Genomic DNA, 14,073 nt, shown 5'->3' with positions numbered 1-14,073 from the left:
CGTGCGAACCCTCACTGAGGGGCCGCACGGGCCGGAGTCAATGGTGCGTGCTCAGGCGTGATCAGTGCTGATCGCGACCGCGCAGGTCGTCACGCAGCGACCGGATGCGGTCACCGATCGACTTGTGCTCCTGTGGCTGAGCCCCGTCATCGGTCAACCGACCGGTGTCGTCGTGACGGCCCGCAGTCGGGTCGTCGGTCCGCGACGGGTCGGACGGTGCACCGCGGTCGAAGTCGGCGCCGCGGTCGTGGTCACCGAGGTGCTGGCCCTCACCAAGGCGGTCAGAGTCGTGCCCAAGCCCCTCAGAGCCCACGTCGTCCCGACGTTCGCCGTGACCAAGGTGGTCGCCCCGGTCGGTGGGCAGCTGGCCGGCGTCGCGACGGTCGCCTTGGTGCTGACCAGCGGCCGGAGCACCGAGGTAGTCGTCGGCAGTCGCCGGACGGTCCTGACCGGTGTCGCCCCAACTCTGGCGACCGGGCTCACTGCCGGTGTCACCGAGGCGGCCGGGATCAGTTCCGGTGTCGCCGAAGCGGTCACCGTCGCTGGAGGCCGCCCAGCCCGAGGTCGACTCGTCGGCGAACCCGCCCTGAGCCCCGTGGCCGACCGGGTCACCGTGCTGCTGACCCTGCTGGTCCTGTCGGGTCTGCTCGTAGACCGACGCCGGAGCATCGGTGTCGGTGTCGTGGTGACGACCGCCAGATCCGGCCAAACCGTCCGCGTTGTCAACATCGCGGCCGGCGGCAGCCGTGCCACCGTGCGCCCGATCGCTGGCACCGTCGTTCCACGAACCGCCAGCTAAGCCGGCCTCGTGCTGGGCTCCGGGCTGACCTGCAGCGGGGCTGTGACCGCCCAGGCCGTCACTGAAGTCAGCCTGGTTGTTGCCCTGCTGGTCGTAGCCGCCGTGGTGCTGGTCGCCGCGAACATCGCCCATGGTGCCCTGACCGGCGTCACCCTGCCCCAGGCCGTAACGCTCGCGGTCCTCGTCACTCACCCGGTCGCGCAGTTGTTCGCGCTCGTAGCTTCCCTCGGCGAGCTTGCCGCCGTGGTCGTCATCGCCGCGGTGGTGAGCGGCTGCGGCAGCACCTGCGCCCAGGCCTGCTGCTCCGGCACCTGCCGCCGCAGCACCGTGGCCGCCGTTGAGGTGATCGTCAGTAGCGAGACCGTCGTCATGGTGCCCGCCCCGCTCGCCGCCAACACCACGCTGGTCGGCGTCGTTCGACCAGGTCTGTGCCGAGCGGTCAGGGTCCGAGCCGAAGCCGTCACGGTTGTCGTGAGTGCCGTCGTGGCCGTGCGGGCTGTTGCCCGCCAGACCGTCGCCGAAGCCGACGTCATGCTGGCCCTGCTGGTCGACGCCACCGTGGTGACGCTGATCTGCGCCATCGCCCATCTGGCGGGTCTGCGCGGGGTCGCGCACGTCGTCGTCGAAGTCGTCGTTCATGACGTCGCGACGAGGCTCGCCCTGCTGGTGCAATCCGTAGCTTCCGCCGGCAGCAGCCACCTGGACGTCATCGGTGCGGTTGTCGTGTCGCAGGCCGTCGCGGTCATGGTCGCGGTCGCCAAGCAGACCGTCGCTGTTGTCATGATGGTCGTCACGACCGTCGTGGTCGCGATCACGGTCGCCGAGCAGACCGTCGTTGCGGTCGCGGTCGTGGTCATCGCCGGCTCGGTGAGCTGCGATGGCGCCGGCCCCGGCGGCAGCACCACCGGCAGCAAGAGCGCCGGTACGTCCGTGGTGCTCGTCGCGGTCGCGGTCGGTGCCGAGCGTGTGGTCGTCGCGGTCGCCGATGTGGTCGCGGTGCTCACCGCGGTCAGCGTCGTCCAGGCCACCCGGGCGGGAGCCGTCCTTGCGGAAGCCGTCCTTGTCGGTGTCGACGTCCGGGTCGAGCAGGTCTGCCTTGCGGTGCTGCTCATCGACGTTCTGGCGCAGGGAGCTGGCTTCCTGCTGCACGCTGCCAGCGCGCTGCTCGGCCGCGCGGGCCTGCGCGGCAGCGCGGTCGGCCTCCTGGCGGCGCTGGTCCGCTTCTGCGGCCGCAGCCTGGGCGTGGTCCTCACGCTCACGCAACTGTGCTTGTTCAGCAGCAGCGTTCTGACGCAACTGCTCTGCTTCAGCGCGCTGGGCTTCCTTCTTCTTGTTGTTCATCATGGCGACGAGCGCCACGATCGCCAGCACGACGAGCACGCCGACGATGATCCAGAGGATGGGGTTGTCCATGGTTCAGCTCCTGCCTGATGGGGGGACGCGGCCCTACCAGCTGTCGAAGTGCGGACCGTGATTGACCGAGTCCGAACCGACAGCAAGCGGCTTTCCCTGAACGTACGCGCTCAGGTGCACCCTCATGTGGTTTGAACCCCGACGAACCCGTTCGGCTGCGCTGACCCTGTGGGCGGAACGCAAGCACCTAGCCAGACTTAGCTAAGTCGCCCAATCTTGAGGCATGGTCCAGGTCAACGTGCACGAGGCGAAGACGCAGCTGTCGCGCCTCATCGAAGCAGCCTTGGCGGGTGAGCGGGTGACGATCGCCCGCGCCGGCAAACCGGTCGTCGACCTGGTGATGCATACCGATGGTCCCGTTGTTATCGGAGCGCCTGGCTGGACGGGCACGACTGTCGACACCGATGCGCTTGATGCATACGATCCCGAGCTTGTTGCCGCATTCGACGGCGGCAAAGGGTGAAGGGCCTTCTGCTCGACACCAACGCACTGATTTGGACACTCACCGCAGACGCGCGACTAGGGCAAACAGCACGTTCACTCATCACGGACACAGGTGCGGTGCGCTATTCGTCGGTTTCAGTGCTCGAGGTCACCATCAAGACAATGCTGGGAAAGCTGTCCCTACCTGGCGACTTCCAAGTCGGCCTGGACAGCATCGGGCTGACCGAACTGCCCCTCACTGCCCGCCACGCAGCAGCAGTGGCCGAGTTCCCAGATTTCACGCGGCACGACCCGTTCGATCGAATGTTGCTAGCTCAGGCAAACGTCGAGCAGATTCGCCTGCTGACAGCCGACACGGCGCTCCTCGGCTTGGGCGTTACGTGGGTAATCGACGCTCGCGCCTGAACGGCAGCCGATAGGCGCTGCGCATCGTCCACCGCGTGACCCACCCCTGTTTCAGGAATTTCCGGTCTCGGACTCACCATTGAGTCGCTGGCGCACTCGAAGGCTGGGCAACGCTTGAACTCTGGCGAGCTTGATCAACGCATCAGTTCAGCTGCGCTGACCGCGCCTCTTGGTGGCCCAGAGTGCGACCGCCGAGGCCGCAGCGACATTCAAGGAATCGACGCCACCGGCCATCGGAATACTCACCGTCTGCGAGCTGCCGGCGATCGTGCTACGGGAAAGTCCGCCCCCCTCCGTGCCCACCACAAGGCAGAGCCTGTCGTGCTCGGCGGCGGCGAGTTCGTCGAGTGACACGGCGTCGTCGTCCAGTGCGAGCGCTGCGACGTGCCAACCGGATTCGCGCAATTCACTGATTGCGTGCGGCCAGGGCTCGACCCGCGTCCAGGGCACTTGGAAGACCGTGCCCATCGAGACGCGCACCGCTCGCCGGTAGAGCGGATCGGCGCAGCGCGGAGTGACGAGCACGGCGTCGGCGCCCATCGCCGCTGCCGATCGGAAGATCGCGCCCACATTCGTGTGGTCGACGACGTCCTCGATGACCAGCACCCGCTGGGCGTCGCGCACGACGACCTGCCACGCGGGCATCAGCGGTCGGTGCATCGACGCCAGAGCACCGCGGTGCAGATGGAAACCGGTCATCGCTTCGATCACGCCGGCTTCGGCTACGAAGACCGGAATGTCGTCCCGCTCGGCATCACCGACGACATCTGCCAGGTCGTCCAGCCAGCGACGCGCCATGAGGAATGACCGAGGACGGTGTCCGGCGCCCAGCGCGCGCCGGATCACCTTCTCGCTCTCGGCGAGATAGAGGCCCTCCTGAGGTTCGAGCACGCGGCGCAGCGCGACATCGGTAAGGCCGAAGTAGTCACGCACCCGATCGTCGCGGGGGTCGTCGATGGTGATCACTGCCACGGGCGACTCACTTCACCAGCAGGTTGACGATCGCGACCACGCCGATGACGACGATGAACCCGCGCAGGACGTTCGGCGGCAGTTTGCGGCCGAAGTGGGCGCCGATGAACCCGCCGATCAATGATCCGACGGCGATGAGCCCGGCGATCGTCCAGTTGACGTGCTGTGTCGACACGATGATGAAGGTCAGTGCGGCGACCGAGTTGACGATGGTGCCGAGGACGTTCTTGACGCCGTTGAGGCGCTGCAGCGGCTGTGCGAGCAACACGCTCATCAAGCCCATCAGCAGAACGCCTTGTGCCGCACCGAAATAGCCGCCGTAGATGCCGGCGACGAAGACACCCGCAGCGAGAAGTCCGCGCCGTCCGGCTGAGTCACTGTCAGCCTGGTTCTTGGCAGCCCAGCGCTGCAGTCGGGGCCCGAAGATGACCAGCAGCACACCGGCCAGGATCAGCGCTGGGACGATCGCGCTGAACGCCTCCGGCGGCAGTTTGATCAGCAGCAACGCCCCGACGACGGCGCCGAGGAAGGACATCGGGGCGAGTCGCTTGAGTTCAGTGGCGCAGGTGCGCACCTCCCGGCGGTAACCCCAGGTGCCACTGAGGCCACCTGCAACCAGGCCGACGGTGTTCGACACATTCGCGGTCACGCTGGGGACGCCGAACGCGAGCAGCGTCGGAAAGGTCACCAGGGTGCCCGAACCGACGATCGTGTTGATCGTGCCCGCTGCCATCCCGGCCAGCAGGATGAGCAGCGCTTCCGTCCAAGGCATTACCGCAGGCTATCGATGCGCCTCACGAGCTCGAACGCGCACTCCAGCGGTCGCCGTGGCGATCGAGGTGCAGGGGCATGCCGAAGGTGTCGGAGAGGTTCTGCGCGGTCATCGTCGTCTCGATCGGACCGGCCGCTACGACCTTGCCGTCGCGCAGCATCAGCACATCGGTGAAACCGGGCGGGATCTCTTCGACGTGGTGGGTGACCAGCACCATGGCCGGCGCGTAGATGTCTTCGGCGAGTTCGGACAAGCGGCGCACCAGGTCTTCGCGTCCGCCCAGGTCGAGCCCGGCGGCCGGTTCGTCCAGCAACATGAGTTCAGGGTCGGTCATGAGGGCGCGAGCGATCTGCACCCGCTTGCGCTCGCCCTCGCTCAACGTGCCGAACCGGCGGTCGGCCAGGTGGTCGGCGCCCATCGCCGCAAGCAGTTCCTTGGCGCGGGCGTGATCGAGCGAGTCGTACTCCTCGCGCCAGCGTCCGACGATCGCGTACGACGCCGTGACCACGACGTCGCTCACCTTCTCCTGCGCCGGAATGCGTTCTGCCACAGCGGCGGACGCCAGACCGATGCGCGGGCGTAGCTCGAAGACATTCACCGCGCCGAGCACCTCGGCGAGTACACCTGCGACGCCGCTCGAGGGGTGCATCCTGGCGGCCGCGAGCTGCAACAGGGTGGTCTTGCCGGCGCCGTTCGGGCCGAGCACGACCCAGCGTTCGCCCTCCTCGACCTCCCAGGTGACATCGTCCAGCAGCTTCTTGTCGCCACGCACGACGGTCACTCCGGCGAAGGCCAAGACATCACTCATGGGACCAACCTAGGACACCTACGATGACCCGATGGGCACCCTCCCCGCATCGGTTCGGCTCGCGCTGTGGGCGACCGCGGCGTGGAACGGCGCAGCACCCGCGGCAGCGGTGATCAAGCGCGCCTTTCCGGACATCGACGACGTGAGCGGCGACCTCGATCGGCTCGAACTGTGGCCACAGATCGGGGAACGCGTCCTACTGTGCGCGCTCCCCCACCCCGGCCACGCGCACGTGATGCCGAAGTCGTCACCATCGCTCATGGCCGACGCGCTCGATGCCGGTGAGTGCGTCTTCGTGCCGATGTTCGGTGGTGCGTTGGTGCCCGAACTCATCCCCTACGGCCCGGAGGGCGACCGTGGCTGGCAGGCACACCTGCGCGCATACGACTGCGCGCCGGTGCCGATCCATCGCATCGAGATGCTTACCTCGTCCGATATCGAACGCACCCTGACCACTGAGATCCGCTCGACGACAACGGAATTGGACGACATCGACGCGGTGCCATGGCAGCACGCCGGTGAGCGTGCGCAGGCGTCCACCCGCACGAGCGCCCCTTTCGGGTTGCCCTCCGGCATGGACGGACGTCTCGCCAGGGTGATCTGGACAGCCGCGACGATCAGCGACGCCGCCGAGGCCGCGCTGGAGCAGGACGCGGCCGGCGCGGCTGCCGCTCACGAACTACGACGGAGCGCCCTTCGCCGGCTGTTGGTGACGGCTGATCAGGCGTTGGCGGACGCGACCAACCTCGCAGCGCTGCAACTGGCCGGGCTCGTGCCTACGCGCTGAGCAACGCGCCAACGGAACTGACTTGCTCCCCGATCCATCCCTTGCGCGCTATAGCACGCAAGATGCGGTTCGGGCAGCAAGACAGTGACAGATCATGATCGCTCAGCCCATGTAGGCCGCGGCCACCTCTTCGTAGGCCTTCCTGGTCTTCTCTGCGATGGCATCCCAGCCGAAGTGTTCGACTGCGCGCTGTCGTCCGGCCACTCCGCGACGCTCCGCCTCTGCACGATCGGAGACCGCTTCGGTGAGGGTGGCGGCGAGATCAGCCACGAACTTGTCCGGATCGACCGGCGTGCCGGTGCCGTCGCTGACCTGCTCGATGGGCACGAGCCAGCCGGTCTCACCGTCGGCGACCACCTCGGGGATGCCGCCGGTGGCCGTGCCGACGACGGCTGCTTCGCAGGCCATCGCTTCGAGATTGACGATGCCGAGCGGCTCGTACACCGACGGGCAGACGAAAACCGTTGCAGCAGAAAGCAGTGCGATGACCCGCTGACGAGGCAGCATCTCGTCGATCCACACCACGGGCGCGCTGCGGTTGGTGCGCAGTTCATCGACCAGACCCTTGACCTCGGCCATGATCTCGGGGGTGTCCGGAGCGCCGGCGCAGAGCACGAGCTGGACGTCCTCCGGGAGTTCGCGGCAGGCGCGCAACAGGTAAGGCAGGCCCTTCTGCCGGGTGATGCGGCCGACGAAGACCACCGACGGGGTGTCCGGGTCAATGCCGTGTGAGCGCACGAACTCCTGTGCATCATCGGACGAATCCCGTTGCCACAGCTGCGAATCGATGCCGTTGTGGATCACCCGCACCTTGTCGGGATCGAGGCTGGGGTAGCTGCGCAGCACGTCCTGACGCATGCCTTCGCTGACCGCGATGATCGACGCCGCGCCTTCGTAAGCGGTGCGTTCGACGAACGACGACACCTGGTAGCCGCCACCCAGCTGCTCCGCCTTCCATGGGCGCAGCGGCTCGAGGCTGTGCGCGGAGATGATGTGGGGCACCCCGTGCAGGAGTGAGGCGAGGTGACCGGCCATGTTGGCGTACCAGGTGTGCGAATGCACCAGGTCGGCGCCGCCGCAGTCCTGGGCCATCGTCAGGTCGACGCCGAGAGTCTTCAGGGCGGCGTTGGCGTCGGCGAGTTCGGGCAGGTCGGCGTAGCCGTAGGTATCGGCCTCCTCCACTGGTTCACCGAAGGCGCGAACGACCACTTGGTCGCCGAGAGCCCGCAGCGCACGCACCAATTCGCTGACGTGCACCCCCGCTCCCCCGTAGATGTTGGGCGGGTATTCCTTGGTCAGCACGTCGACTCGCATGACTCGACGCTAGCCGGTTACTCCCAGGTTGCGAGACGTCTCCGGCGCATCTCTGTGTGACTGACCGGTAGCACCTAGGTTGGAGTCATGGTTGCCAAAGGTCCTCACGTGCTCGCGATCGTCCTGGCAGGAGGCGAAGGAAAGCGCCTCATGCCACTCACCCAGGATCGCGCCAAACCGGCCGTCCCCTTCGGTGGCATCTACCGCCTCATCGACTTCGCGTTGACCAACCTGGTCAACAGCTCCTACCTGAAGATCGTGGTGCTGACGCAGTACAAGTCGCACAGCCTCGACCGTCACATCACCAAGACGTGGCGTATGTCGACGATGCTCGACAACTACGTCGCGCCCGTGCCGGCGCAGCAACGCGTGGGCAAAAGTTGGTTCGCCGGGTCGGCCGACGCGATCTACCAGAGCCTCAACCTCATCCATGACGAGAAGCCCGACTACGTGGTGGTCGTCGGAGCCGACCACGTCTACCGCATGGACTTCTCCCAGATGCTCGACCAGCACATCGCTTCCGGCGCGGCCGCCACCGTCGCGGCCATCCGTCAGCCGATCGAGTTGGCTGATCAGTTCGGCGTCATCGATCTGGAGGACGGCGAGACCAGAAAGGTGCGGGCCTTCCTGGAGAAGCCTAAGAACCCGCAGGGTCTGGCCGACAGCCCCAGCGAAGTGCTCGCGTCGATGGGCAACTACATCTTCACGACCTCCGCTCTGGAGGAAGCCGTCGTCACGGACGCCGAGAACGACGAGAGCTCCCACGACATGGGCGGCGACATCATCCCGTGGTTCGTCGAGCGCGGCGAGGCCTACGCCTACGACTTCCGCGACAACCAGGTGCCCGGCGCCACCGAGCGTGACTTCGGCTACTGGCGCGATGTCGGAACGATCGACTCCTACTACGAGGCCCACATGGACCTCACCTCGATCCACCCGGTCTTCAACGTCTACAACTACGACTGGCCGATCCGCACCAGCCCGGGCAACTACCCGCCGGCAAAGTTCACCACCGGTGCCTCCGACATCGCCGGCTATGCGGTGGGGTCGATCATCTCGCAGGGCTGCATCATCAGTGGTTCGACGATTCGCAACTCGGTGCTCTCGCCGAACGTGCGTACGCACAGCTTTGCGGAGGTCAGCGACTCGGTGATCATGCAGAACGTCGACATCGGCCGCAACTGCCGCATCCGACGGGCGATCATCGACAAGGACGTCAACGTGCCGGCCGGTGTGTTGATCGGCATCGATCACGAGCACGACCGGGCACGCGGCTTCACCGTCACCGAGTCCGGCATTGTCGTCGTCGGCAAGGGGACGGTCATCGAGTCGTGAGTGGCAACACTCCCTCCGACACCGTCCTGCTCACCGTCAGCGCCACCGACCAACCCGGCATCACCACCTCCCTGCTGCAGCAACTTCCGTCGCACGCAGCGGTGCTCGACCTCGAGCAGGTGGTGGTGCGTGGGCGGCTGACATTGTGTGTGCTCACTGACCAGGCCGAGGCGGTCATGGCACAGCGTCCGGCGCTGCAGCAATGGGCCGGCGAGCACGCTCTCCAACTCGATCTGCACGACGGCCGCGGTGACAACCCCGCTCGCCGACCTGGGCGTGCCTATCTAGTGGTGCTGGCTCCTCGGCTCTCCTCCGACACCCTCGCCACGATCAGTGCCGCAGTTGCCGAATCAGGAGCCAACATCGACCGCATCCGGCGTCTGGCGCGCGATCCGGTGACCGCGCTGGAGTTCGACATCTCCGGTGCCGACGTGGTGCAACTACGCCGCACCCTCTCATTGCTCGCTGCCGAGTTGGAGGTCGACATCGCGGTCGCACCCGGCGGGCTGGCACGACGCGGCCGCCGCCTGCTGGTCATGGACGTCGACAGCACGCTGATCCGCGACGAGGTCATCGAGCTGCTGGCCCGTCACGCCGGCCGCGAACAGGAGGTCGCCGCCGTCACCGAACGCGCGATGCGCGGCGAGCTCGACTTCGCCGAAAGCCTGCACGAACGCGTGAAAACCCTTGCCGGACTTCCGGTTTCGGTGCTGGACGAGGTGCGCTCGCAGGTGCGTCTCAGTCCCGGAGCAGCGACCCTCGTGCGCACCGTGAAGCGTCTCGGTTACACCGTCGGTGTGGTGTCAGGTGGATTCATCGAGATCGTCGGCCCACTCGCCGCTGAACTCGGCATCGACCACGCGCACGCCAATGCCCTCGAGGTAGCCGGTGGCCGACTCACCGGACGGGTCGAAGGCGCCGTGGTCGACCGCGCCGAGAAGGCCCGCCGATTGCGTGCCTGGGCTGAGCAGGACGGTCTGCCGATCGAGCGCACGGTCGCTGTCGGGGACGGCGCCAACGATCTCGACATGCTGGCAGCCTCCGGTATGGGCATCGCCTTCAACGCCAAACCGGTGGTGCAGCAGCAGGCAGACACCACCGTGAACGTGCCGTATCTCGACACAGTGCTCTTCTTGTTGGGTATTTCCCGCGACGACATCGAGGATGCCGACACCGCGGGTGCTGCCGATCCCTACAATCCCACCCATGCGTAAACCTGGCTCTCGCTCCCTGCTCATCATCGGCGGCGCGGAGGACAAGGTCGGCCGGGTCACCATCCTGCGCCGCTTCGTCCGCCTCGCGGGCGGGCGCAAGTCACGGTTGGTCGTCATTCCGACAGCCTCATCGGTGCCGGACGAGGTCATCGAGGTCTACTCGACCGTCTTCACCAGACTCGGATGCGAGAAGGTCAGCGCCGTCAACCCCACCAACCGGCAAGCCAGCAACGACGACGAACTGGCCGCAATCGTCGACGATGCGACCGGTGTCTTCATCTCCGGCGGAAACCAGCTCAAGCTCAGCCAGTTGATCGTCGGCACTCCACTGGGCGCTGCACTGCTGCGCGCCTACCAGCGCGGCGCGGTGATCGCCGGCACCTCTGCGGGCGCCTCGATCATGAGCCAGTTCATGATTTCGATGGGCGAAGAAGGCGTGACCCCTCGCCAGAGGTCGTCCCAGTTGACGGTGGGGCTCGGTCTGCTGCCCGGAGTGATCGTCGACCAGCACTTCGACCAGCGTGCGCGCTATGGCCGCCTGCTCTCACTGGTGGCTGGGTCGCCGTCCCTGCTCGGCATGGGCATCGACGAGGACACCGCAGCCGAGATCACCGACGAGACCACCCTGACCGTGGTGGGCAGTGGCGCGGTCTTCGTGGTCGACGCCCGCAATGCGATCACCGACGCCCATGAAGCCCGCCGGGATGCGCCCCTGCTGGTCACCGGCGCGGTCGTGCACACCCTCCCCTACGGAGCCACTTTTGATCTGCCCACGGCGAGCTTGACCGAATTCGTGGAGCAGTACGCCGATGTCTCGGTGCAGGCCGGTCGAGACCGGCACGACACCGCCACCGCCGCAGCGGCCCTGCGCCACCTCTGAGCCCCCGCGAGACTGGAGTCCACACATGAACAACGAAGTAGTTTCCGGCGGCCCCACCCCTGACCTGACCATCCGCTCCACCCGGGTCTACCGCGGTCCCAACGTCTGGTCGTACGAGCCCGCGATCCACCTGGTCGTCGACCTCGGCGGACTCGAGGACTACCCCACCAACCTCATCCCCGAGTTCACCGACAAGCTCATCGAGTGCCTTCCGGGCATCAAGGAGCACACCTGCTCACGCGGCACCCGCGGCGGCTTCGTCGAACGGCTCCGGGAAGGCACCTGGCTCGGCCATGTCACCGAGCACATCGCCTTGCAACTGCAGCAGGAAGCCGGCCACGACATGCGTCGGGGCAAGACACGGGCGGTCAAGGGCGAGACCGGCATCTACAACGTGATCTACGGCTTCGTCGACGAGCGTGTCGGGCTGGCCGCCGGTGAGCTGGCCGCCCGACTGGTCAACCACTTGGTGCAACCCGAGGACGACTTCCACTTCCCGACCGAGCTCGACGACTTCCTCGCCCGCGCTGGACGCACCGCCTTCGGGCCGTCAACGGCGGCCATCATCGAGGAGGCAGTCAGCCGTGACATTCCGTGGACGCGGCTCAACCAGTACTCCCTGGTGCAGCTCGGCCAGGGTGTCTACGCCCAGCGCATCCGCGCAACCATGACCTCCCAGACCTCGGCCCTCGCCGTCGACATCGCCGGCGACAAGGACCTCACCACCAAGCTGCTGGGCTCGGCCGGTCTGCCCGTGCCCAAGGCCGAGAGCGTGCGCACCGTCGAGGGCGCCGTCGCTGCGGCCGGCCGCGTGGGTTACCCGGTGGTCGTCAAGCCGCTCGACGGCAACCACGGCCGCGGCGTCTGCCTCAACCTGACCTCCGACGAGGACGTCCGAACGGCATTCCCGATCGCGCAGGAGCAATCACGGCGCGGCGTCGTGCAGGTGGAGTCGTTCATCACCGGCAAGGACTACCGCTGCCTCATCGTCGGCGGCCGGATGGCAGCCATCGCCGAGCGCGTGCCCGCCCACGTGGTCGGAGACGGCGAGCACACCGTGAGCGAACTGGTCGAGATCACCAACTCCGACCCGCGCCGTGGTGTCGGCCACGAGAAGGTGCTCACCCGTATCAAGGTGGACGACGCGGCAATCGAACTCGTGCGCGACCAAGGATTCGGCATGGACGACGTGCCGCCCGCGGAGAAGATGGTGAAGCTGGCGCTGACCGGCAACATGTCGACCGGCGGAATCAGTGTCGACCGCACCTTCGACGCCCACCCCGACAACATCGAGATCGCCGAGGAAGCGGCGCGGATGATCGGCCTGGACGTCGCCGGCATCGACTTCATCTGCCCCGACATCACCGCGCCAGTGCGCGAGACCGGCGGCGCGATCTGCGAGGTCAATGCGGCACCCGGTTTCCGGATGCACACTCACCCGACCGTGGGCGAGCCGCAGTTCATCGCCAAGCCGGTCGTCGACCTGCTCTTCCCGCCCGGTGCCCAGTCGCGGGTGCCGATCGTGGCCGTCACCGGCACGAACGGCAAGACAACGACCTCCCGCATGCTGGCCCACATCATGAAGGGCCTGGGTCGCAAGGTCGGCATGACCTCCACCGACGGCATCGTCATCGACGAACGCCTCGTCATCAAGGCCGACGCCTCTGGCCCGCGCTCGGCGCGGATGGTGCTGCAAAACCCGCGCGTCGACTTCGCGGTCATGGAGGTCGCCCGCGGTGGGATCCTGCGCGAGGGCCTCGGCTACGACCGCAACGACATCGCGGTCGTCACCAACATCCAGGCCGACCACCTCGGCATGCGCGGCGTCGACTCCCTCGAAGACCTCGCCAACGTCAAAGCCGTTGTCGTAGAAGCGGTTCCGCGCCACGGGTTCGCGGTGCTCAACGCCGATGACCCGCTGGTGCGGCAGATGCGCCGCCGGTGCAGCGGCACCATCGTGTGGTTCTCGATGGAGGCGCCCGGGTCGCCGGTGCGCGACTTCATCGAGGAGCGTTGCCGCCGCGGTGCGCGTGCGGTGGTGCTGGAGCCGTCCGAGCGCGGCGAGATGATCGTGCTGAAGCAGGGCCGCCGATCGATGCCCCTGGCGTGGACCCACCTGTTGCCGTCCACCTTCGGCGGCGCAGCCCGGATGAACGTCGCGAACGCCCTGGCCGCGGCCGGTGCTGCCTTCGCTGCGGGTGCACCGTTGCACGACATCCGACAGGGTCTGCGCACGTTCACCACGTCGTACTACCTCTCCCCCGGACGCCTCAACCTCGTCGAGCTCAACAACGCCGAGGTCTTCGTCGACTACTGCCACAACCCGCCCGGCATGGAGAAGCTCGGCGAGTTCGTCGAGGCATACGTCACGCAGCGTCAGGGCGCGACCGAGCAGCGCATCTCGCGCATCGGCATGATCGGTGCCGCCGGTGACCGCCGCGACGAAGACATCCGCGAACTCGCCCGCATCGCCGCCCAGCACTTCGACGTGTTGATCATGCGCGAGGACGAGAACCTGCGGCGGCGTGCGCCCGGGGAGGCCGCGGCGCTGTTGGTCGAGGGTGCCAAGGAGGCCCAAGCAGCCGGAGCACGTCTGCGCCAGATCGAGGTCGTGCTCGGTGAGTTGGACGCCGTGCGTCACGCCGTACTGCGTGCCAACCCCGGTGATGTGGTCGTCCTGTGCGTTGATCAGCACGCGAAGGTGCTCACCGAGCTCGAGGAGTTCAGCCGCACCGCCCAAGCGGGTGCGCGATTCAGCGACGAGCAGCCCGGCGACCCCGACCTCGACCCGCAGGAGTTGGCAGCGGAGGCCGAGTCGGCGATGGAAGCGGACGAGCGCGAACTGCGCGAGGCCCTCGAACGTCCGGAGGAGTAGACCGCCCCGCCGGTGGTTGGGACCTCTTGACCACCGGCGGTTGAACCCTCGTGAG

At 67.1% G+C, this 14,073-nt stretch carries 12 protein-coding genes; 7 read left to right on the top strand and 5 right to left on the bottom strand.

Going from position 1 to position 14,073, the window contains the following annotated elements; translation table 11 throughout:
• Window positions 1-61 precede the first annotated feature (61 nt).
• A complete protein-coding gene (locus J5M86_RS07210) occupies window positions 62-2,212 on the bottom strand; it encodes a hypothetical protein (RefSeq protein WP_188060752.1) in 2,151 nt (716 codons plus the stop codon).
• Between the two features lie 223 nt (window positions 2,213-2,435).
• Between J5M86_RS07210 and J5M86_RS07205 the strand changes: the two genes are divergently transcribed.
• The gene (locus J5M86_RS07205) at window positions 2,436-2,675 is read left to right on the top strand and encodes a type II toxin-antitoxin system Phd/YefM family antitoxin (RefSeq protein WP_188060753.1); all 240 of its coding nucleotides are present in this window, start codon (window positions 2,436-2,438) and stop codon (window positions 2,673-2,675) included.
• Window positions 2,672-3,061 carry a type II toxin-antitoxin system VapC family toxin gene (locus J5M86_RS07200; RefSeq protein ID WP_188060754.1) on the top strand — a complete coding sequence of 130 codons (390 nt, stop codon included), beginning with the start codon at window positions 2,672-2,674 and terminating at the stop codon, window positions 3,059-3,061. The genes J5M86_RS07205 and J5M86_RS07200 overlap by 4 nt, the downstream gene beginning before the upstream one ends.
• 147 nt (window positions 3,062-3,208) lie before the next feature.
• Here the strand turns inward: J5M86_RS07200 and J5M86_RS07195 are convergent, their stop codons facing one another.
• The 3 genes from J5M86_RS07195 to J5M86_RS07185 are packed head-to-tail and all read right to left on the bottom strand — an operon-like array spanning window position 3,209 to window position 5,613.
• Window positions 3,209-4,033, bottom strand: coding sequence for a TrmH family RNA methyltransferase (locus tag J5M86_RS07195; protein ID WP_370587343.1), 825 nt, complete (start codon window positions 4,031-4,033; stop codon window positions 3,209-3,211).
• Window positions 4,034-4,040: 7 nt separating this feature from the next.
• Complete coding sequence (locus tag J5M86_RS07190; RefSeq protein WP_188060755.1) at window positions 4,041-4,805, bottom strand: sulfite exporter TauE/SafE family protein; 765 nt, start codon at window positions 4,803-4,805, stop codon at window positions 4,041-4,043.
• Between the two features lie 22 nt (window positions 4,806-4,827).
• Complete coding sequence (locus J5M86_RS07185) at window positions 4,828-5,613, bottom strand: ABC transporter ATP-binding protein (RefSeq protein WP_188060756.1); 786 nt, start codon at window positions 5,611-5,613, stop codon at window positions 4,828-4,830.
• Window positions 5,614-5,644: 31 nt separating this feature from the next.
• Here J5M86_RS07185 and J5M86_RS07180 point away from each other — a divergent pair, with 31 nt between their 5' ends.
• Window positions 5,645-6,400, top strand: a complete 756-nt coding sequence (locus J5M86_RS07180) for a hypothetical protein (RefSeq protein WP_188060757.1) — start codon at window positions 5,645-5,647, stop codon at window positions 6,398-6,400.
• A gap of 102 nt (window positions 6,401-6,502) precedes the next feature.
• On the opposite strand, the gene glgA is transcribed toward J5M86_RS07180, so the two are convergent.
• Window positions 6,503-7,714, bottom strand: a complete 1,212-nt coding sequence (glgA, locus tag J5M86_RS07175) for a glycogen synthase (protein WP_188060758.1) — start codon at window positions 7,712-7,714, stop codon at window positions 6,503-6,505.
• A gap of 87 nt (window positions 7,715-7,801) precedes the next feature.
• On the opposite strand from glgA, the gene glgC reads away from it, so the two are divergent.
• Genes glgC through cphA form a run of 4 tightly spaced genes read left to right on the top strand, consistent with a single transcriptional unit; the run spans window position 7,802 to window position 14,018 of the window.
• Complete coding sequence (glgC, locus tag J5M86_RS07170) at window positions 7,802-9,049, top strand: glucose-1-phosphate adenylyltransferase (protein ID WP_188060759.1); 1,248 nt, start codon at window positions 7,802-7,804, stop codon at window positions 9,047-9,049.
• Window positions 9,046-10,263, top strand: a complete 1,218-nt coding sequence (gene serB / locus J5M86_RS07165; protein WP_188060760.1) for a phosphoserine phosphatase SerB — start codon at window positions 9,046-9,048, stop codon at window positions 10,261-10,263. Before glgC ends, serB begins: the two co-directional genes overlap by 4 nt.
• Window positions 10,256-11,143 (top strand): cyanophycinase, encoded by an 888-nt coding sequence (locus J5M86_RS07160; protein WP_188060761.1) that lies wholly within the window; start codon window positions 10,256-10,258, stop codon window positions 11,141-11,143. Before serB ends, J5M86_RS07160 begins: the two co-directional genes overlap by 8 nt.
• Window positions 11,144-11,168: 25 nt before the next feature.
• Complete coding sequence (gene cphA, locus J5M86_RS07155; RefSeq protein WP_188060762.1) at window positions 11,169-14,018, top strand: cyanophycin synthetase; 2,850 nt, start codon at window positions 11,169-11,171, stop codon at window positions 14,016-14,018.
• The last annotated feature ends 55 nt before the right edge of the window (window positions 14,019-14,073 follow it).

This window comes from Yimella sp. cx-51, from assembly GCF_017654605.1.
GTDB lineage: Bacteria > Actinomycetota > Actinomycetes > Actinomycetales > Dermatophilaceae > Yimella.
The sequence above is the reverse complement of the archived record's forward strand: the minus strand, read 5'-3'. Positions and strand labels throughout refer to the sequence as shown.